General features: G+C 55.7%; 16 protein-coding genes. 1 reads left to right on the top strand and 15 read right to left on the bottom strand.

Features of this window, described 5'->3' with window-relative positions; genetic code table 11:
• Positions 1–76: 76 nt before the first annotated feature.
• The 14 genes from O1Q98_RS19455 to O1Q98_RS19390 all read right to left on the bottom strand — a co-directional run bounded on the left by O1Q98_RS19455 (position 77) and on the right by O1Q98_RS19390 (position 16,353).
• On the bottom strand, positions 77–1,123 hold the full coding sequence (locus tag O1Q98_RS19455; RefSeq protein WP_125259901.1) for an alpha/beta hydrolase family protein: 1,047 nt from the start codon (positions 1,121–1,123) through the stop codon (positions 77–79).
• A gap of 247 nt (positions 1,124–1,370) precedes the next feature.
• The gene (gene pelA, locus O1Q98_RS19450) at positions 1,371–2,753 is read right to left on the bottom strand and encodes a pectate lyase (RefSeq protein ID WP_164513008.1); all 1,383 of its coding nucleotides are present in this window, start codon (positions 2,751–2,753) and stop codon (positions 1,371–1,373) included.
• An 83-nt stretch (positions 2,754–2,836) separates the two neighbouring features.
• Complete coding sequence (locus tag O1Q98_RS19445; RefSeq protein ID WP_240632775.1) at positions 2,837–4,552, bottom strand: family 43 glycosylhydrolase; 1,716 nt, start codon at positions 4,550–4,552, stop codon at positions 2,837–2,839.
• 185 nt (positions 4,553–4,737) lie between these two features.
• Positions 4,738–5,499, bottom strand: coding sequence for an ABC transporter ATP-binding protein (locus O1Q98_RS19440; protein ID WP_125259903.1), 762 nt, complete (start codon positions 5,497–5,499; stop codon positions 4,738–4,740).
• Entirely contained in the window at positions 5,489–6,310 is an 822-nt protein-coding gene (locus tag O1Q98_RS19435) for an ATP-binding cassette domain-containing protein (RefSeq protein WP_125259904.1), read from the bottom strand. The genes O1Q98_RS19440 and O1Q98_RS19435 overlap by 11 nt, the downstream gene beginning before the upstream one ends.
• Positions 6,288–7,238, bottom strand: coding sequence for a nickel/cobalt ABC transporter permease (gene opp1C / locus O1Q98_RS19430; protein WP_240632776.1), 951 nt, complete (start codon positions 7,236–7,238; stop codon positions 6,288–6,290). Before opp1C ends, O1Q98_RS19435 begins: the two co-directional genes overlap by 23 nt.
• Positions 7,235–8,188 carry a nickel/cobalt ABC transporter permease gene (gene opp1B / locus O1Q98_RS19425; RefSeq protein WP_125259905.1) on the bottom strand — a complete coding sequence of 318 codons (954 nt, stop codon included), beginning with the start codon at positions 8,186–8,188 and terminating at the stop codon, positions 7,235–7,237. The genes opp1C and opp1B overlap by 4 nt, the downstream gene beginning before the upstream one ends.
• 69 nt (positions 8,189–8,257) lie before the next feature.
• Positions 8,258–9,832, bottom strand: coding sequence for a nickel ABC transporter substrate-binding protein (gene nikA, locus O1Q98_RS19420; protein ID WP_125259906.1), 1,575 nt, complete (start codon positions 9,830–9,832; stop codon positions 8,258–8,260).
• 16 nt (positions 9,833–9,848) lie between these two features.
• Positions 9,849–10,628, bottom strand: coding sequence for a class I SAM-dependent methyltransferase (locus O1Q98_RS19415; protein WP_125259907.1), 780 nt, complete (start codon positions 10,626–10,628; stop codon positions 9,849–9,851).
• A 254-nt stretch (positions 10,629–10,882) separates the two neighbouring features.
• Entirely contained in the window at positions 10,883–11,827 is a 945-nt protein-coding gene (locus tag O1Q98_RS19410; RefSeq protein WP_125259908.1) for a helix-turn-helix domain-containing protein, read from the bottom strand.
• A 70-nt stretch (positions 11,828–11,897) separates the two neighbouring features.
• Positions 11,898–13,424: a DHA2 family efflux MFS transporter permease subunit gene (locus O1Q98_RS19405; protein WP_125259941.1), complete on the bottom strand. Its 1,527-nt coding sequence runs from the start codon at positions 13,422–13,424 to the stop codon at positions 11,898–11,900.
• 10 nt (positions 13,425–13,434) lie between these two features.
• Positions 13,435–14,610 carry an HlyD/EmrA/EmrK family protein gene (locus tag O1Q98_RS19400; RefSeq protein ID WP_125259909.1) on the bottom strand — a complete coding sequence of 392 codons (1,176 nt, stop codon included), beginning with the start codon at positions 14,608–14,610 and terminating at the stop codon, positions 13,435–13,437.
• 44 nt (positions 14,611–14,654) lie between these two features.
• Entirely contained in the window at positions 14,655–15,146 is a 492-nt protein-coding gene (locus O1Q98_RS19395; RefSeq protein ID WP_125259910.1) for a transcriptional regulator, SarA/Rot family, read from the bottom strand.
• 238 nt (positions 15,147–15,384) lie between these two features.
• Positions 15,385–16,353 (bottom strand): chemotaxis protein, encoded by a 969-nt coding sequence (locus O1Q98_RS19390; protein WP_125259911.1) that lies wholly within the window; start codon positions 16,351–16,353, stop codon positions 15,385–15,387.
• A 775-nt stretch (positions 16,354–17,128) separates the two neighbouring features.
• Between O1Q98_RS19390 and O1Q98_RS19385 the strand changes: the two genes are divergently transcribed.
• Positions 17,129–17,926 carry a DUF3472 domain-containing protein gene (locus tag O1Q98_RS19385; protein WP_125259912.1) on the top strand — a complete coding sequence of 266 codons (798 nt, stop codon included), beginning with the start codon at positions 17,129–17,131 and terminating at the stop codon, positions 17,924–17,926.
• 225 nt (positions 17,927–18,151) lie between these two features.
• Here O1Q98_RS19385 and O1Q98_RS19380 read toward each other — a convergent pair whose 3' ends face one another.
• Positions 18,152–19,939, bottom strand: a complete 1,788-nt coding sequence (locus O1Q98_RS19380; protein WP_125259913.1) for an ABC transporter ATP-binding protein — start codon at positions 19,937–19,939, stop codon at positions 18,152–18,154.
• Between the last annotated feature and the right edge of the window lies 1 nt (position 19,940).

Here is a 19,940-nt window from a genome sequence, read left to right as displayed (position 1 = left end):
CGTGCTGTACGGCTATTGCCATAACCGCCGCCTTTTACACCCGCCTAGTGGTGTGATTCATCAGGAACTGGCGTCCTTAACGCCTTCCAGTCCCCTGCCAGACGCCGTTAAGAAAACGGGAGATGTCATCACTTATCATGCGATGTACCGCAGAGCGGTCAACCTTCGGGGAATCTTCACACAATGCAGGAATGGCCGCTCGCAGCTCCGTTGAACAAGGGGAGAGGAAGATAAAATGCCCGGCATCCGCGATGACCTTAAGCTGCGGTTTGGATGGCAGTGTTTTCGCTAGCGTTTCAGCATTCTCATGCCACGACAATTCCTCATCCTTATCGCCGGTAAAGATTAACGTTGGTTTAGCCAGCGTGTTAAGCGACGCAGGAGAAAAAGGCGCGCTCACCGGTGCCATCAATACCCAGGCTTTGATGCGAAAGTCAGGTTCAGGAGACAGTGCCGGACGGTCATTCTTGATCTGCCCCTTCGCCAAACATATCGCTTCTGCCTGATGATGTTTGCAGTAGCTGACATAACGTGACGCATCAATCTTGCCACCTGCCAGAAGTAACCCCGTTTCGCCACCCGCAGAGAAACCAATGAATGCGATGCGGTCAGCATCAATATATTGACCAATATCGGGATTCGTCAGTGCGGCAGTCACTGCCGCAGAGATTTGCAGGGGGCGACCATATATGGTGCTGGTCGCCCCTGCACCGGATTGATCTTTGTAATTGTCGCCGGGATGACTGAGGGTAATGACAATATTGCCCTGCCGGGCAAGCGTGGTCGCCAGAGAATGGTGGCTCCACAAGCTGCCGGCATTTCCATGCGAAATCACAATCAGCGGATACCTGCCGGGCTCCACTTTTGCGCCATTACGTGCCAAGACATGATAGGGCCCGAAGTGACTTTGCGCCGCTACCTCTGTATTGCCGGGATAGATGTCGCCAGGATAGAAATAGACCGCGTCCATTGGCTTTTTGGCGACAGGATCAATAACCGCTAATCGCCGAAAGCCCACCCCGTCAACGGGTTGGGCATACGCGCTAAACATCGCACCAAAGAAGAGAACTGCTAGCACAAGCTTGCCAATGTACTGACAGGCACTGCTGAATAACTTACCCATTAAAATCATCACCCGTTATTCCATTAAATTTACCCTGATTCAGACTAACACGTTAGCCGCACTTTTCTGGCGAAGAAACCCCTTTGGGCGGGCAGGCGCCACCTTTATGTTTCCGTCTATCTATGTCAATAATCGGCTTGACCACCGCTGGCGCACCGATGGCTATATCAACGGCATCAATGCCGTGGCGCAGGAGACACCGTGCCTGCTTATCGGCAGGCACGGCGATTTATCCGAGGGCGGGTTATCAGGGGCGAGGGTTACTCTGGCTCCAGGTGGCGAAGGTGTTCAACACGTTCTGCCCTGTAGAATTGTATTGGGCATACCCCGTCAGGCGCTCGGTGGAGACGGAGGTAATGGAGCTAAATACCAGACCGAATGCGCTGCTGTCATGCGGTTCCGGGCGGTCGCCGAATAGCACCTGAGCGCGTTTGGCAACGTTGCTGGCATCCGGCGTGTAGGCGGCGAGATCATAGAAGCGCGCCCACAGCACCCCATTCGGTGCGCTGGACAGCTTGCCATTTGACCAGGACTGGCCCTTTATCTGGGTGGCGTTAAAGAAATCCGCCGCCGCATACACCGCGCGTCGTACCTGAACGCTGGGCGACTGCAATGACATCAGGAATAGCGTTATCTGAGCGCTTTCCGAGCTACTGAGCGCAGCCATTTCAAACGCACGGGCCGCCGTGGGTAACTGCGTCAACATATCATGCTGCTGACCCCAGATAGTCAGCTTCCCGCTCACTTTCACCTGATTATTCAGCAACCAGTTAATCCCTTTTGTTGCCTGCTGCTGCGCGCTTACGCGCGTGGCATTATCGAGGAATTTAAAATCGCTGTTGCTGGCGCTGCCTATCTCATTGAGCAACTTCACCACCCGCAGCATCGCATCGTCGTTGAGGGTAATGGCATCGTTATACCAGCCCGCCAGCGGGTAAACCTGCGGCCAGCCGCCATTCGGATACTGAGCATTCAACAGGTATTTCACCCCACGCACGATGCTGTCCTGAATTTTGGCGACCTCTGCGCCGCTGGCGCGCGCGGCCTGCACTTTCGCCAAATAACGCAGTTCCGTAGTGGTCGCGCCATTATCTACGGTGCCGACATAGCGCCAGCTACCGGACTCGCTGGCATCCAGCTCATCAACGATGTAGGACTCGCCCTTGGCTCGCACCACGCCGGTACGCGCCATATTCTTGCCCCACCCGCCGGACGGTATCTGATAGCTCATGATCTCCTGAGCGATTTTCAGCGCGTCATCCGACTGGTAATACGCCGCAGATTGATTGAGCGGCATGGTGCTCAGGTTGCCTTTGGCCGAGCCGCGTGGGGCCGGGAAGCTGGTCATGCCTTTGCGCTCCGCTGCCAGCGCCGCTTTATCGGCACTGCGGGCGCTGGCAGAGGCATTGAGATACGTGGTGAATTGCGTGCGCAGGGACGCATCGCTGATAGAAGCAATCAACGCGGACGTTAATGGCCGGGCCTGCTCATTGTCGCGCAGGTAATCCACACAGCTTTTATTGCAGCCTGCGGTGGCCGCCAGCGCCGGGGTCGCCGTCACCATTGCGCCAGACAACCCGGCCAATAAACCAAGACTCAGTAAAGATAAACGCGAATAACGGTATGACATAAGACACATCCTCCATGAACATGATAAGAAAACCGCCCGGTTGACCGACGCGGGTGACAGCAATCAGGCCACCGTTTTTGCTATCACGGCAGTGCGCTATAGCGAAAATGAGAAAAACGTACCTGCCCTTCTCCCGCTGCGTATATCGCGGGCCTTAATGCCTGAAAGTCGTAACCGACGTTTTGGTTGTAACCGGACACGTCCATTTGCACGCCGTACTTAGTCCATTTTTCGCCATCCGGGCTGGTGTACAACGTCAGAATATTGCGCCGGTTGGTCAGCCGGATATAAACATGCGACGTGGTGATATCGGCGATCGCCGCGCCATTGCGCTCAAGCCCGTAGCGATGCAACACCGTGCCCTGTGCATTAAACGCCAGCCCGGCATACAGCCGGTTGCTGTAGAACAGTAACAACCCGGCTTGCGCTTGCGGCTCGAACGTCATCTCCATCTCAATCTGGTATGACAAATCACCGGCGTTCATCACCAGCGGCGGCGAGTCTTTCGGGCTATGTCCACGCGCGCGCAGAATCAGGCTGCCGTCATCAAAACGCAGGCGCGATGCCTCATCCGCCCCCGGCATATAGAAACTCCAGACCTTGTCGAACCGTTCAGGACGAAAACTGTCAGACAATGCCAGCCCGTGCGCCACCGCCGTCCCGCCCGGCGGCGCAGGGATAGGCTCGCCCACATCGTACCCTGCGGCTTTAAACCAGCCGTCGGATGTCCATTCGATAGGCTCCAGCAACGTTTGCCGCCCCAGCGTCATAAAGCCGTTTTCATAGCCGTGGTAAACCATATACCACTGGCCGTTTGGCCCTTCGACCAGGGTGGCATGGCCGCGTGACCACCATTTCTCACGCGCATCCTGAGTGCGAATAATCGGGTTGTAGGGCGAATTCTCCCACGGGCCGTTCACTGAACGGGAGCGAGCCACCACCACCATATGTCCGGTTGGCGGGCCTGCGGTGCCCCCTTCAGCCAGCACCATGTAGAAATATTCGCCATGCCGCAACATTTTCGGCCCCTCTTGCGAGAAGCTTTCCACGTCCCACTCCTGTGGATATTGCCAGCCGTTGTAGACCACGCGCGCAATACCGGCCTCGCCCTCGGCCACAGCGGTGCCGTCATCCTTCAGTTGCACCCGCACTCCGCCAGACATAAAAATGTAGCGCTTGCCGTCTTCGCCGACGATGTGGCCGGGGTCACTGGTAGCGCCGTTGCCGCCTTTGGCGTCTTTCACCACGATTTCATGAGGCAGGCTCCAGCCGCCGTGGCGAATGTCATCGGTCGTCGTGACGTAGAATTTCTTGGTTTTGGCACCGGAAACCGGGTCGGTTTTATTGGTAATAAAATAGAGATAATAACGCCCCTGATATTTTGTCAGTTCCGGGGCCCAAATAGCATCAACCGGCGTGGTTATCGCCGGGCCCAGCGGTTGCCAGTTGATCAGGTCTTGTGAATGCCAGATGACCAGGCCAGGAATGGCATCAAACGATGAGAAGGTCATGTAGTAATCACGGCCTTCTTTAAGGATAGTCGGGTCGGGGTGGTCGCCGGATAAGATAGGATTGAGGTAGCAGCCGTTGGCCAAATCCGCTTTACGCTGGTTCTCCACGCCACGGGCCCAGCTCACGGCAGGCGCGGGAGTCGCCGCAGACGGCGCGCTGGTGAGCCCTGCGCCACAGGCTGGTACGGCATTCGCCACCTGGCTGGCCGCGCTGACGCCGCCGCTACCGAGCGCCATCAAGCCAACCAGTACACACAGCCAGCCTGACCGTTTTACACCCTGCTTCATACCCGCTCCCTGGTTCGCGCACTCCAATACCGACTGTCTCTGCCGACTATTTCTGCCAAATGCCAGGCAGCCGAAAACCGCGTCATCGTGCAACAATTCCCGGCACATTTCTGTGAAGCCACACAGCGTCTGCGCGTTTTTTTAATACCGCGTGATGCCGCTAACGCCCCAGCCTGCATGCGACATCAGTCAAACACCTGCACCGCGTGCAGCAACCGTCTGGCCACCGGGTGTGACAGTGCGCCGAGGTGAGCGACATCGGCCTCTTCAATAATGGCGCCCTCATGCAAGAACAGGAACCGATTACACAGATACGCCGCCGCCTGCATGTCATGGGTTATCAATATACAGGTGAGCGTAATGCGCTGCCTGAGCTCTGCCAGCAGATCCAGAATCTGGACTTGCGAGCACACGTCCAGCGCGCTTATCGCTTCATCAAGAATCAATAATTGCGCTGCATCCGCTATTGCCCGGCCAATGCACACCCGCTGTATTTGCCCGCCGGAGAGCGCATGGGGGTAGCGCACCGCCAACTGAGGCGACAGCCCCACCATCATCAGTATCTCGGCCACCTGCCCGGCAAGCTGGCGCGGGCTTAATGCCGCCCGCAATCGCAAGGGTTCGGCGATGGCCTGCTGCACCGTCATGGTAGGGTTAATGGCACGGCGATAATCCTGAAAAACACCGCTGATGCGCACGCGGCCCGGCGGCGCGTTCCAGACAGGTTCGCCCGCCAGCCAGACACTGCCGCTATCGGGGCGCTCCAGTCCCGCTATCAGGCGGGCAAGGGTACTTTTCCCTGAACCGCTCGCCCCCACCAGCCCCAGACAGTCGCCACGCGCCAATGCAAACGACACGCCATTAATAACCCGGTGGCGCTCGCGGCTAAACAGACGATGCGGATGCGCCGGGTAGTGTTTCTCAAGCTGTCGCACATCAAGCCACATCGGTCACTCCGTGGCGCAGGCGCAAAAAAGGCTGGCTTAACCGCCGCCGCATCGCAACCAAATAGCGGGTGTACTCATGTTGCGGAGACGAGAACACCCGGGCGGTTTCCCCTTGCTCAACAATGCGCCCCTCTTTCATCACGATAACGCGCCGGGCCAGCGCCTGCACCAGCGCCAAATCGTGCGACACCAGCAGCAGCGCGCTGCGGCTGGCCTGCAATTGTTGCCTGAATTGCTGCACTATCTCGTATTGCGTCACGCTATCAAGCGAGGCGGTGGGCTCATCGGCAATCAGCAGCGCGGGCGCAGCGGCGAAGGCCAGCGCCATCATCACCCGCTGCAACATGCCGCCGGATAACTGATGCGGATAACAGCGCAAGACGGTGTGCGGGTCATCCACCCGCCAATCCGTCAACATCGCTATCGCGCGCTGGTGCCGCGCCGCGCGCGACAGCGTGGTTTGCCAGCGCAAGGTTTCATCCCATTGCTGCGCCAGAGTACACAGCGGGTCAAACGCGCCCATGGCATCTTGCATGATGAACGCCATCTGTCGCCCGCGCAGCGCGCGCCACGACGCTGGCGCAGACGGCAGTAATGTCCGGCCATTAAACTGCACGTCGCCATGGGCGTGCAGATTCGGCGGTAACAGGCCCATCAGACTGCGGCACAGCAGCGTTTTCCCACTGCCGCTCTCGCCGACGATACCGAGGCTGTCATGGGTGCCGAGCTGCCATTGCCGCGCATCGACTTTCACCACGCCGCTGTGACGGTCAAGCACCGACAGGGTGTTAACGCTCAGTAACGGTTGCATCCACACCTCGCTTCGTTGCCGCTCCGCCGTCGCCACTCGCCTCAACCTGTTGATGTAGCGAGGTCTGGCTGGCCGGGTCAAGCCCATCGCGCAACGCATCGCCAACGATATTGAACGCCGCCACCACCACGGCGATAGCCAGCCCGGCAGGTAACATCTGTTCAGGGTGAACCAGCATCACCTGTTTGGCCTCACTGAGCATGTTGCCCCACTCTGGCTGAGGCGGTTGCGCGCCCAAACCAAGAAACGACAGCCCGGAAATCAGCAACATCACACCGCCGACGTCCGCCGACGCCAGAATAGCCAGTTCAGCGGCCATCACGACCAACAGATGGCGGGTAATAATATGTCGCGAGGGTGCGCCAATCAGACGGGCGTAATCCACATAGTGGGTATGCCGCTGGCGCACGGCGATTGCTCTTATCAGGCGCGCATACCAGGCCCATTTGACCACGATAACCGCCAGCAAGAGGGTATCCAGCCCGGGGCCCAACAGACCGGCCAGCGCCAGAATCATCACCTCCGCCGGAAATGCCAGCATGACATCGCAGGCGCGCATCAGCCAGGCATCGATACGCCCGCCGCAATAACCCGCCGTCACTCCCGCCAACACGCCCAGCGACACGGTGCCAAACATCGCCAGCAGACTGTAGAAAACGGTGGTGCGCACCCCATACACCAGGCGCGAGAAGATGCAGCGGCCAAGGTTGTCGGTGCCCAGTGGATAATCCAGACTGATGCCCTGATATTTCTGCCTGACCGCCGTCAACAGCGGGTCGTGCCAGGTGATATAGGGCGCAAACAGCCCGGCCAGGATGACCACCGCCAACAGCAGGCCGCACAGCAGCAACAGGCGATCGCGCCTTATACGTAGCCACAGGCCCGCCATCATTGCGACAATCGCGGTGAAGGACGCTCTCTCCCTCATTGCGCCGCCCCTGTTGTCATGCGTGGGTCAAGCCAGGCGTGCGCGATGTCCACCAGAAAGTGGCTCACCAGAAACAGCATCGCCATAAAGAGAATGTACATGTGGATAACCGGATAATCGCGGTTGAAGATCGCCGAGACACACAGCCGGCCAATACCGGGCCGGGCAAAAATATGTTCTATCACCACCGTGCCCGCCATCAGTTTCGGCAGGCTCATGGCCATCGCACTCAACGCCGAGTGCAGTGAATTCCTCAGCACATGGCGCAGGATTATCACCCGCTCCGGTACTCCACGGGCTCGGGCATACCACACAAAAGGCTGGTTCAGGGCCGCCAGCATGTTCCCCCGGATAAGCCGCACGTAAGTGCCGAGATAGCCAGCGGCCAGCGTGATGGCAGGCAGCACCACCGCGCTGCGGCCCTCGCCCCCGACGACATCAAACCCGGCAAGCCCCACCGCCAGGCCCCATATCAACAGCAATCCCAGCCAATAGGATGGTATGGCCACCGTGATAAACAGCACGCAGCGCACCGTTTTATCAAACAGGCGATTCTCTCTGAGCGCACATCCGATGCCCAACGGCAGGGACAGCAGCACAATCAGCACAAACGCCGTGCCAGCCAACTCCAGCGTGGCGGGTAACGCTTGCGCAAACACCGCCAACACCGGGGCGCGGGTAATAAACGAGCGGCCAAAATCAAGCTGTAACACCTGCCAGAGCCACTGTAGATATCGTGACCAGAACGGTGCATCCAGCCCGAGCTCGTGCCGGGTCAGCGCTATCGCCTCCGGCGTGGGCGTAATGGCATTACTGCGTAACGCCACTTCAGCCGGGTCAGCGGGGAGCAGGTGCATGACGGCAAACACCAGCAAAGACACCGCCACCATAAACGGCAGCAACAGCAGGCTGCGTCTTAGCAGGTAACGGTTTAGCAGGTAACGGTGCATCAGGGCCTCCCGTCAAGCGCGAGGTTAAGGCCAGCGGCACCCGGTGCGGCGGCGCCGACGCCCCCTCGATCAGAAAGACATTTTCTCAAAGGGAATTTCATACTGCGACACATTGAACGTCACCCCTTTTAGCGCCGGAGAGTAAATGGCTTTGGTTCTGGAATAGGTTAGCGGGATGTAGACGGCTTCATCCGCCAGCAGAGTAAACAGCTGCGCATACCGTGACCGACGCGTTGCTTCATCGGGGGTCAGCAGGATTTGCGCAACCATGGCATCGATATCTCGCTTGCCAGGCAGCCCCTTCTGCGCCTGATAGTCGGCATGCGCCGGAATACGAAACGACGAGATATACGAGGCCGGGTCATACGGCGTTCCCCATGACAGTGCGTATTGCAGGTCAAAATCACCGGCTTTTTGACGATCGAGAAAGGCGTGCTTCTCCTCACCGAGCAGCTGTAAGCGCACGCCAATTTTCCTGAAATCATCCTGAATCAGTTCGGCTATCTCACCTTCTGCCGCGTTATCGCGGTTATAAGAGAGCACCAGCGTCAACGCCCGCCCCTGTTTTTCCCGCACCGAGCTGCCAGCCGTTAACCGCCAGCCAGCCTCATCAAGCATTTGGGCGGCTTTAGACAAATCAAAACGCGACACCGGCAGGTCGATGTCACAGTAAGGTACGCTGCGCGCCATCAGCGTGTGTGCCACGCTTTCGGTATGCGCCAGAATACCGCTGGCGATAGCCTCTTTATCCACCGCGTATTGCAACGCGCGGCGCACCGCCTGCTCGCCGGTGATCGGGCGGCTGCTATTAAGCACCAGCGAGCGCGAGGCCACCGGTTCGCTCATTAACGTTTGATAACGGCCGGACGCCTGTAGCGCGGCGAAACTCTCCATATCAATCATGTCGCCATCCGCGCCGAAGATTAACTGCACCTCGGATTTTTGCAGCGCCATCAGCATGGTTTGCCGGTCCGGGATGACCCGCCACAACACCGCAGGCATCGCGGGTTTGGCCCCCCAGTAATCAGGATTGGCGCGAAACAGCGCGAACCGGTCTTTTTGATAGTCAGACAACAGCCACGGCCCGGTTCCGGCATAATGGCTCACGCCCTCTCGGGTATGACCGGCGATAAACGCCTTGGGTGAGATAAAGCGAAATGGCCGGGTCAGCCCCAGCTCGACAAGCGTCGGGTAATAGGGTGACTTCAGCGTTATCTCTACCTGATAAGGCCCGGCCACGGTTACGCGCTCAATCTGGCGCACCAGCTCAAGCCAGGCATGGCGCGGATAATTTTCCAGCACCGCTTCGATATTTTGTTTAACGGCGTCGGCATTAAACGGCTCGCCATCGCTAAAGCGCACGTTCTGGCGTAAATAAAAACGGTATTGCCGACCATCGGGCGAAATCTCCCAGCGCTCGGCTAAAAACGGTTTGACGCCCTGCGGCGTATTGATAACCAGCGGCTCAAATACCATATTTTGCGCCGCCATTTCACCGGCATAAAGATGCGGATTAATATCACGAATATCTTTAGTGCTGGCATAAACGAGCGTTTGCGGCGGCTGTTGCGCATAAGAAGACAGCGCGCTGAATATCACCAGCAACGCCACCAATACACGCTGAAAATAATGTCGATGGCACATGTTGATGGCTCCCGTATTATTTTTCAGCCATGATCATGAACATCGGCGTCGAGGCATAATTAATACGTTCTTCGTCATCCCACACCCGCGCGGAAATATCATTCTCGGCTGCAACATGGTGAAAACCGCACGCGCGTAATGCCCGAATATCCCACTGTGGCCGTATTTCCCTGCCAAGCGGCAGCGTTCGGGCAATATTTTCCATCGCAACGGTGTCGGTATTAGCATAATGGTCGGCGATATTCATCGCGTGCGCCCGCTGCCGGTCACGCCAATACGCCTGCCGCGCCGTTTGACTAAACAGGTGCGCATACCAGTTCGCATCAAAATTCAGCAAACGTCCGCCGGGTTTCAACACCCGATGCCACGACTGATAGGCCGCCTGCGGCTGCGATAAATTCCAGGTTACGTTGCGACTGACCAGCAGGTCAAAACTGTTATCCGCAAAGGGTAACGCCTGTACGTCGGCGCAACAAAAACGCACCGTCACACCGTGGTGTGCAGCATTGTGCCGCGCCTGCGCCAGCATGGCGGGCGTGGCATCAACCGCAGTGACCACATGGCCGGCCAACGCCAGCATGACGGCAAAAAAGCCCGGCCCGGTGCCGATATCCAACACGCTCAACGGTGAATGATCCGGCGCATGTTGCAGTATCAATTGCTGCCAGATACGGCGTTTGTCGCTGTGTAATTCCGCAACATTCACCTGGTTATAACCGGCGGCGCGATGGTTCCAGTAGTGCGTCACCTCATCGAGTAGCGTGGCGGGCTGAACGTGCTCGGTTGCTGTCACCATGTTGCTGTCACCATAAAGCCATCCTGTATATGAATACGGCGGGAAATAAAGTCAGTCAGGGATGGCGACAGATATTACCGCGTTAGAAACGCGACAACAGCATGCGAGTGTGAAGTTTTTAAAAAACTTCACACTTCATTGAGGCAGATCATCATTAATACAGCGGGAGTGAACAGATAAGCGCGCCATAAATAGGCTATTTATGGCGCAGGGCGGCAGGCGTTTTTCAATCGAGGCTATTTTTTCAATCGAAATCATTGCGGTGCAAACGGAATATAATAATCCACGTCAAACAGATCCGTGGCGATTTTCCCTTGTGCGGTTTTACGGCAGCGAATAATTTCAACATCGCAGCCGTCAGTTCGAATATAACCTTGCCCCGGCAGAATATGGTTATAAATAGTTTGTAAAAAAGTGGTGTATTCCTGCTCGCCACCGGAAAATTTAAAACATAAATAGTGGGTATTATTATCGGACTGATAAGGTAAATCCTCCGGTGATACGGCCGCGACACTGTACCCCTTTTCCCGCATCCAGCGAAAATCATCGTCGCCGTGCGTCGCACCGAACATGCCCAAATGGTAATTCACCCGTACGCGGCGATGAATCCGGTTATCATCCGGGTAAAACGTGGAGAAGGCATACATCACAGCATCCGAACCCGGTTGCCGTTCGGCAAGGCTCTCCCATAGTTTCACGCGCGGCAGATTGCCGTTGCAGGCGGTAAAATCATCAACATTTTGCACATAGGTATACATCCGCGTGTCTGACGGCATTAGCGGTGGCAGCGCAACTTCAGGGATCGGTAGCCATTCGAGCGTATCCTCCAGCGAGGGTTGCAGGCTGGAGAAATCCCAGGAAGGCAACTTGCGGTAATGACCAGGCGCAATGCCAAAATGCTTTTTGAATGTGCGGGTAAATGACTGTTGAGAGTCAAAACAGTAGCGCAGCGCCACATCCTGAATGGTTTGGTTGGTCAGCTTGAGCTCAACCGCCGCTTTACTGAGCCGCCGGTTGCGAATGTAGGTGCCAAGCGACAGACCGGTTTCCTTTTTGAACAGGCGTTGCAGGTGCCATTTGCTGTAACCCGACTTACGGGTGACATCATTAATCATCAATGGGCTATCAAGATTCCCTTCTATCCAGCTTATCAATTCAGCAGTAAACCGCATCATGGACGGCATCACGGATAACATCATGTCAAACCTCCTTCGCGTTCATCAAAAACCGGTAAACCCACACCCCTCATCGCCGCGCTGCCCATCGCGTTTAGTGCCCGGCAGACGCGCTGGCCGCTTTGGTAAACGGCGGGCGAGCAAACCAGATAACCACAATCAACGCCATAAACCCCCAGCCGAGCAGGTGGAAGTAATCGATGGTTGAAGCCATCCACGCTTGCTGCTGCACGGTTCTATCAAGCTGTGCCAGCGTTGACTGGCTCACGCCGCCAAGCTGATTGAGGTAGTCCACCGCCGGGGGGTGGTAAACCGACACACTCTCACTGAGCACCGCATGGTGGTAAATCTCACGGTGTGACCACATCCAGGTGGTCAGCGAGGAGGCGAAACTGCCGCCAAGCACCCGCAAAAAGGTCGCCAGCCCCGAGCCATCGGCCAGCTCTTTGCCGTGTAAATTCGATAGCAAAATCGAGGTCAGCGGCACGAAGAAAAACGCCACACCGATGCCCATAAAAAGCTGCACACCGGCGATAGTGAAAAAATCAACATCGGCGGTGAAGCGGGCGCGCATCAGGCAAGAGAGCCCCATGACGACAAAAGACAGCGTCGCCAGCAGGCGTAAATCGATACGGTTGCCGTAACGACCAACGATCGGCGTCAAAATCATCGGCAACATGCCCATCGGCGCAGCCGCCATCCCCGCCCAGGTTGAGGTGTAGCCCATCCAGGTTTGCAACCACTGCGGCAAAATGACGTTAATGGCAAAAAAGGCGGCGTAACCGAGCATCAGCGACAGGGTGCCGACGGTAAAATTGCGATCGGCAAACAGCCGCAGATTGACGATAGGCTCCGCCTCGCCCAACTCCCAGATAACAAACGCCACCAGCGCCACCACACACACCACCGACAGCGCGATAATCTCCGATGAGGCAAACCAGTCGAGATCGTTACCTTTATCCAGTACGATTTGTAACGTTCCGACCCCGGCAATCAACAGTGCGATACCGATGTAATCAACCCGCGCACGCTGCGTGGTATCACGCCAGTCGCGCAATTGCATCGCCACCACCGTACAGGCCACTATGCCTATCGGGACATTGATATAGAAAATCCAGGGCCAGGCGTAGTTATCCGTGATCCAGCCGCCGGTGATTGGGCCGACAATTGGCCCGACTACCGTCACCATCGCCAACAGCGCCAGCGCCATGTTGCGTCGCGACGGCGGAAAGATGGTCAACAGCAGTGTCTGGCACATCGGGTACATCGGCCCGGCAAAAAAGCCCTGCATCGCCCGAAAGACAATCAGCTCCGTCATGCTGCGTGAAAAGCCGCACAGAAATGAGGCCAGACTAAACAGCATCACGGACACGATAAACAGCCGCCGTTGACCAATCAGGCGAGACAGCCAGCCGGTTAACGGCAGCGAAATGGCGTTGCACACCGCAAACGAGGTGATGACCCAGGTGCTTTGGTCAGAACTCACGCCAAGATTACCGGCAATGGTCGGCAGCGAAACGTTGGCTATCGTCGAGTCCAGCACCTGCATAAAGGTCGCCAGAGAGAGCGCCAGCGTCGCCAGGCCGAGGTTAGGCGGCGTAAACGCCGCTTTATCGTTCATGGCCGCTGCATTAGCCACGATGGTCTGCTACCGGCAGGCTGTTATCGTGCAGGATTTTAGCCACCATCGCATCAGCCTGCCGTAACGGGTCGTCATAGACATCGGTACGGTAACGCGGCTGCGCCAGCGGCGCGGGCGGTAATAACTTGCCCTGGGTATCATGCAAATCGACCTGCGCCAGCATCGACAAGCCAATGCGTAACGGGTGCGCGTCAAGGTTGTCGGGTTCAAGAGCGATGCGCACCGGCAGGCGTTGCACTATCTTTATCCAGTTACCGCTGGCATTTTGCGCCGGTAATAATGAGAACGCGCTGCCGGTGCCAATGCCGAGGCTCTGGATAGTGCCGTGGTACTCCACCTTATCGCCATAGAGGTCGGCGGTCAGCGTAACCGGCTGCCCCAGCCGCATCTGTTGCATCTGGCTCTCTTTAAAATTGGCATCCACCCACACCTGATCAAGCGGTACAATCGTCATCAAGGTTGCGCCCGCATTAACCCGCATCCCAACCTGCGCGGCGCGTTTCGCTACATAACCGCTGACTGGCGCCACCACCGCACTGCGTGCCCAGTCCAGATATTTGCTACGCACATCCGCAACCGCATTTTTAATATCAGGGTGTTCATCCATCACCGTGTTATCCACCAAGGCCTGATTGGTGCGCAATGCTTGCTCGGCGGCGTCCAGCGCGGTACGCGCCGTGTCTACCGCATCCTGATAATGCGCCAGATCTTCGCTTGAGAGCGCACCCTTGGCCACCAGACCTTTACGGCGGTTATAGTCGCCCACCGCTTGCTGCAACGCGACCTGCCTGGCGGCCACCTGAGCCTGATAGTTCTCTACCGTGCTGTATAACCCGCGCACCTGCCGCACGGTTTTGGCCAACTGCGCTTGCGATTGTTGCAGGGCAATCAGCGTGTCGCTCGGGCTAAGTTGCACCAGCAATTGCCCTTTTTGTACATAATCGCCCTCATCGACGCTGACTTGCGTCACGGTGCCGCCTACCTGCGGGGTGAGCGTAATCAGATTACCGTTAACATAAGCATCATCCGTCGATTCATAAAAACGCAGATAGCGCTGGTAATACACCGCGCTGGCAATGCCCGCCAGCAGTAACACCAGCAGCAGAATGGCAAAATGACGTTTGCGGCGACTACCGCGTGCAACAGAAGGCGCTGTTGTTTCCATAAATGGGGAACCTTTGCATAAGAATAAAAAAATCAGCCGGGGGATCAGCCGGGAAAATAGCGCGCGATAAGGTCATCTGGCAGCATTTTTGTTATCAGCTGTATGAGCGTTTTGGCTTCCTCTGGCGACAGGCGTTCCATCAGGCGGGTGGGTAACACCATCATGCCTTCTTGCTCAAAACGCTGACAGATAGCCTGCCCTTTCTCCGTCAGCGCCAGCAGAACCTGGCGCTTGTCGTCCGGGTGGCGTTGGCGCACGACCAGATCACGCTTCACCATGCGCTCAATCATGCGGCTTAATGCTCCGCCATCCATCATGACGTTTTTGCTCACCTCAACCGGGCTGCTGAATCCTTTAAATATAGAAATCAACACCTTGAATTGTGGTGCGGTAATATCACTGTCGGAAAAATATTCATTTAGCAGGTTATCTTTAAAGTGATTTGCCAGATGGATCAGTAAGCCAATGGGATAAAGGCTGTCATCGGCGTTATCGCTATGTGGAGAAACAGGAGCAGTCGGTGTTGAGCGGTTCATCTTTTTATTGACCAGGCATTAATTGCAAATGAAATTAATGCCTGGTCAATTCAATGTCAAGCCCGATTTTTCACCCGACGTTAACCATTGCGTTACATTTGACGTATCTTATTGAGCGAAAGATAAAAAAAAACCGGCTGGCGCAAGCCAACCGGTTGAGGAAGACATCAGAAAGCCGGAAATAACCGACCGGGTGTGTAGTGTAATCTGATAGACCGCCTAACGCAGGCCGCCCGAATTATCGTACTTTGACCTTATCAACCACGCTGTGAATCGCAGCCGAGAGCTCATTAATTTCAAATTTCGCCACATACGAATCGGCACCGACATTACGCACATGGTCTTCGTTCGCAGAACCCGACAGCGATGAATGGATGATGACCGGAATATGTTTGAGTGACTCATCGCGTTTGATATTGCGCGTCAGGGTAAAACCATCCATTTCCGGCATTTCCAGATCCGTCAGCACAAAGGAAATTTTGTCCGAAATCGGGCGTCCTTCCGCCTGCGCTTCCTGCTGAAGGGCTTTTATCTTGTTCCAGGCTTCCAGACCGGTGATGTGCATCAGGTAAGGGATGTTCATCACCTTGAGACCCGTTTCCAGCATAGAGCGCGCCACTTTCGAGTCTTCCGCCACAATCGCCATTGCACCCGGCTTGAGGTTGAAGGTTTTGGCTTCGACGTTCTCAAGCTTGATTTCGCGCTCTAGCGGAATAATGTCATGCAGAATTTGCTCCACATCCAGCACCAGCGCCAGACGGTTGCTTGCAGGGTCATTATCCAGACGGGCAATACTGGTGATATAGGTGTTGCTCACGCCCGCTTCAGCGGTATTAACCTGGCTCCATTCCAAACGCACGATGTCATCTACCGATTCCACCGCAAATGCCTGCGTGCTGCGTGCATATTCCGTGACCAGCAGGATATTGCGTTGCGTATGCTCACCGCATCCCACCACCGCCGGAAGGTCAATAACCGGAATAATTTGCCCGCGAATATTAATCATCCCAAGCATAGGCGGTTTCATCCCCGCCGCTTTGGTCAACGTCGGCATCGGAACGATTTCACGCAGCTTGAACACATTGATACCGAACAGCTCAGAGGGTTCATTGCCTGTTGGCGACCCCAAACGGAACAACAACAGTTCAAACTTGTTGGACGAGGTAAGATTGGTTCTTTCCTCAATCTCTCTTTGAAATTTATCCATTCTGTCCTCAATGCGAATAATTATGAATTGTACGCTAACAAGGCTACCTCAGTGACGCAGGTAAATCAGAGCCATACCTTGTCATCTCACTGTACGCGATCACAGGCTCGCTTCAAATAACTCTTACTTCTTATACTCGGTCGAAAATAAAAATATGTGCCCTATGTCATCTGTCGCATCGTTTTGTTTTAAAAAGCATAGACCAGCGATTATTTCCGCTCCATTTTTCCGCCGGAGTTTTTGAGCTGGCGCACCCTTATACTGTTACCCTGATACTGTTCCCCGGGTATACCGCTACTCGGGTATACCGTTACGCTGGCGACAAGATATCCCTGCGTTCATTCTGTCACTGCGTAACCATAGCCAGAGTGATAAATCACTGTTGTAACCATCACTTTACTGCCTCAATCACTTTACTGCCTTATTGTTAAAAACCGGTGTCAGGGCGAGAGATATCACATTGTTATCTCGCGCATCACGCATCACTGCACTAAGCGATTGTGATGCGCAAATAAACACCAGTCCGCCATAACATGTTGAAATACGACCGCCTGAAACTATCGCCTATAGAGATAAAAACAGACTGATACGAAAAGTCTACAGATATAGAAAATCACGGATTGAGCTTTATTATTTGATAAAAATGCGATCCAGATAAAAATAACAAAAGAAATCAATGTAAGAGTCGAAAAATAAGACAAACCCCATTTAAGAAATAAAACCCCTCAATACTATTAGCGAGGCATTTTATCAACAGCATTACACAGGAGTGTCAATGAAAAGAACGTTACCTGCTGCTACCCTGGCGTTACTCACACTGAGCAATACGGCGATGGCGAATTTCCCAGACACAGAATACGCCGTACACATTGTGAATTTTACCGGCGAGCTGGTGGATAAAAATGAAGAAAAATACGGCGATGGGTTTAATAAAATTATTTACCCTATGAATATTCTCTCAGGCCCTAAAAAAAGAAAAATCTATTATTCACAGGCCGGTTTTTTCCATCGTTCGCCGTCAAGCGAAGAGCTCTATTACACGGGGTTACAGCCACAGGATGACGGTTCCGTCAGGGCGCTGTTTTCCGTTTTTGGCAAGGGCGTGACGACGATAGATAAGCACTGCACTGACGATGCCGACGGCGATCCGGGCTCAAGCTGCGCCGTCATCATCCCTGATTTCCAGCTCAATAGAACCTATCAGTTGATTGCTGAACTGGATAAACAGTTACCGAACAAAAATATCTGGGTCGGTTTTGTTGTTGATACCAGTAATAATAAGAAAACCAAAATTGGTTCCTGGGGCACGCCAATTGAGTGGGGGAAATTATCAGGAAACTCAATCGGGTTCGTTGAAGATTTTACCGGCGTCGATAGTTGCGCCGATATTGTCGCCACACGCGTTGAGTTTAAACCGATTGAACACTACCGCAGCAATGGTCGTCTGGTGGACGGGAAAATGAATAAAGCGTATGGCGTCGGCGTCTGTGATGGCAAGGTGCCGTTTTCCAGTAAACCATATTACCCGGGCGGACTGTTTATCGATATTAATAATGGGCTCTCCTGGCCATAACCGATACCATTAACAGCGATTATCGTTCGGCAATACGTTGCCTGAAAAAATAGCCTGCCTGGAAATATCGTTAGCCTCACCGCCTCTTTTCTGCCATCAATGCCTGCAACCGAGGCGGTATTTTCCTTCATCAGTCAGACGTTCATTCACAGAGAACGAAGCCTGCGCGTTCTTTTCTGCCGCCTTCTGGCGCTGACAATCCGGTTTCCGGTTTCAGGTTTCCGGTTAAGGCAGCAACACCTGATGGCCTTGCGCCACCTGCCGGTAACGGCGTGGCAGCGGCGTAAAATCCACCGAACGTAGCGGATTGTGCAGTTCATCAGCCAGCAGTGAACGATGCTGGCGCTTTTCCGGGTCAGGCACCGGCACGGCGGCCAGCAGCTTTCGGGTGTATGGGTGCTGCGGATGATTAAACACCGACTGGCGCGGGCCTATCTCGACAATTTCGCCCTGATACATCACCGCCACACGATGGCTGATACGCTCGACGACCGCCATATCATGTGAAATAAACAGATAAGCCAGCCCGCGTTGCTGTTGTAACTCCAGCATCAGGTTGATGATTTGCGCTTTAACAGTCATGTCCAACGCCGAAACCGCCTCATCCGCGATGATAAGCCGTGGATTGAGCGCCAGCGCCCGGGCAATGCACACGCGCTGGCGCTGGCCGCCGGAGAGTTGATGCGGGTAGCGCTCGGCTATCTCGGCGTGCAGCCCGACCGACGCCAGTAATTGCGCCACCTCATCCGGGGCCTGCGTCGGCGCAACCAAGCGATGGGCGATCATCGGCTCGGCGATCGCCTGCCCGACCCGCAGCCGGGGGTTCAGGCTCTCGTATGGGTCTTGAAAAATCATCTGCGCGCGCATGCGCAATGCACCCAGCCGCGCGGTATTGGCGGCGCGCATGTTCTCACCACATAGCGACACCTCGCCAGAGGTCGGCTCAAGCAAGCGCAGTATTGCCCGCCCGGCGGTGGACTTGCCACACCCGGACTCCCCGACCAACGACAGCGTTTCCCCCGGTTGCAGGTTAAAAGAGAGCGACTCTACCGCATGTACCCGGCCACTCACCCGTTGCAGCCAGCCGCGCCTGACATCAAAACGCTTGACCAGATTACGCACCGCGAGCAGCGGTTCGCCGGGCGTCACGGTGTTTGCAAGCTCGGCCTCAGCGGGGGCGTCGGTCAGTGAAAAACGCCGGGGAAAGGGGCTGTCCGACATGTCGCCCAATCGTGATAACGCACGAAAGAGTGACTGGCTATAGGGGTGCTGCGGGGCATGAAACAATTGCCGTGTCGCTGCCAGCTCGACCCGCTCGCCTTGATGCATCACGAGCGTTCGGTCAGCCATTTCCGCCACCACCCCCATATCATGGGTGATAAACAGCATCGACATCCCCTCTTCTTGCTGTAATGTTTTCAGCAAGCCAAGAATTTGCGCCTGAATCGTCACATCCAGCGCCGTGGTCGGTTCATCCACAATCAACAGTTTGGGCTGGCAGGCAAGCGCAATCGCAATCACCACCCGCTGGCGCATGCCGCCGGAAAAGCTCATCGGGTATTCATCAAGGCGCTCGCGGGCCGCCGGGATACGCACCTTTTCCAGCAGCCGTATCGCCTGCGCCCGGGCGCTGCGCTTATCCATACCCCGGTGGCGTTGCAGCACTTCGGTAATTTGCTGACCAATCTTCATCACCGGGTTCAGGCTGGTCATCGGCTCCTGAAACACCATGCCGATGGTATGACCACGAATCTGTTGCATGGCCCGCGCAGGCAAACTGAGCAAATCAACCGCGTTAAAACAGACCCGCCCTCGGGTTTGCACGTCCGGCCCGGCCAACAAGCGCATGATAGATAACGCCGTGACGCTCTTGCCCGAGCCAGACTCGCCCACCAGCGCCAGCGTTTCACGCGCGCCGATAGCAAATGACAAATCCCGCACCACATCGCGCCACTGGCCCTTTATCCGAAAGGCGGTATGAAGATGTTCGACACTCAGAACCGGCTGGCTCACG

Origin of the sequence: Dickeya lacustris (genome assembly GCF_029635795.1) — a bacterium.
Lineage (GTDB): Bacteria > Pseudomonadota > Gammaproteobacteria > Enterobacterales > Enterobacteriaceae > Dickeya > Dickeya lacustris.
This window is presented reverse-complemented; position numbering and strand designations above follow the sequence as displayed.

Bases quoted from the DNA above. Each gene is read 5' to 3' on its own strand.
- O1Q98_RS19445 (WP_240632775.1), bottom strand. From the start codon at position 4,552: ATGAAGCAGGGTGTAAAACGGTCAGGCTGGCTGTGTGTACTGGTTGGC.
- O1Q98_RS19455 (WP_125259901.1), bottom strand. From the start codon at position 1,123: ATGGGTAAGTTATTCAGCAGTGCCTGTCAGTACATTGGCAAGCTTGTG.
- O1Q98_RS19410 (WP_125259908.1), bottom strand. From the start codon at position 11,827: ATGATGTTATCCGTGATGCCGTCCATGATGCGGTTTACTGCTGAATTG.
- O1Q98_RS19385 (WP_125259912.1), top strand. From the start codon at position 17,129: ATGAAAAGAACGTTACCTGCTGCTACCCTGGCGTTACTCACACTGAGC.
- O1Q98_RS19405 (WP_125259941.1), bottom strand. From the start codon at position 13,424: ATGAACGATAAAGCGGCGTTTACGCCGCCTAACCTCGGCCTGGCGACG.
- O1Q98_RS19395 (WP_125259910.1), bottom strand. From the start codon at position 15,146: ATGAACCGCTCAACACCGACTGCTCCTGTTTCTCCACATAGCGATAAC.
- O1Q98_RS19435 (WP_125259904.1), bottom strand. From the start codon at position 6,310: ATGCAACCGTTACTGAGCGTTAACACCCTGTCGGTGCTTGACCGTCAC.
- O1Q98_RS19415 (WP_125259907.1), bottom strand. From the start codon at position 10,628: ATGGTGACAGCAACCGAGCACGTTCAGCCCGCCACGCTACTCGATGAG.
- O1Q98_RS19440 (WP_125259903.1), bottom strand. From the start codon at position 5,499: ATGTGGCTTGATGTGCGACAGCTTGAGAAACACTACCCGGCGCATCCG.
- pelA (WP_164513008.1), bottom strand. From the start codon at position 2,753: ATGTCATACCGTTATTCGCGTTTATCTTTACTGAGTCTTGGTTTATTG.
- nikA (WP_125259906.1), bottom strand. From the start codon at position 9,832: ATGTGCCATCGACATTATTTTCAGCGTGTATTGGTGGCGTTGCTGGTG.
- opp1B (WP_125259905.1), bottom strand. From the start codon at position 8,188: ATGCACCGTTACCTGCTAAACCGTTACCTGCTAAGACGCAGCCTGCTG.
- opp1C (WP_240632776.1), bottom strand. From the start codon at position 7,238: ATGAGGGAGAGAGCGTCCTTCACCGCGATTGTCGCAATGATGGCGGGC.
- O1Q98_RS19390 (WP_125259911.1), bottom strand. From the start codon at position 16,353: ATGGATAAATTTCAAAGAGAGATTGAGGAAAGAACCAATCTTACCTCG.
- O1Q98_RS19400 (WP_125259909.1), bottom strand. From the start codon at position 14,610: ATGGAAACAACAGCGCCTTCTGTTGCACGCGGTAGTCGCCGCAAACGT.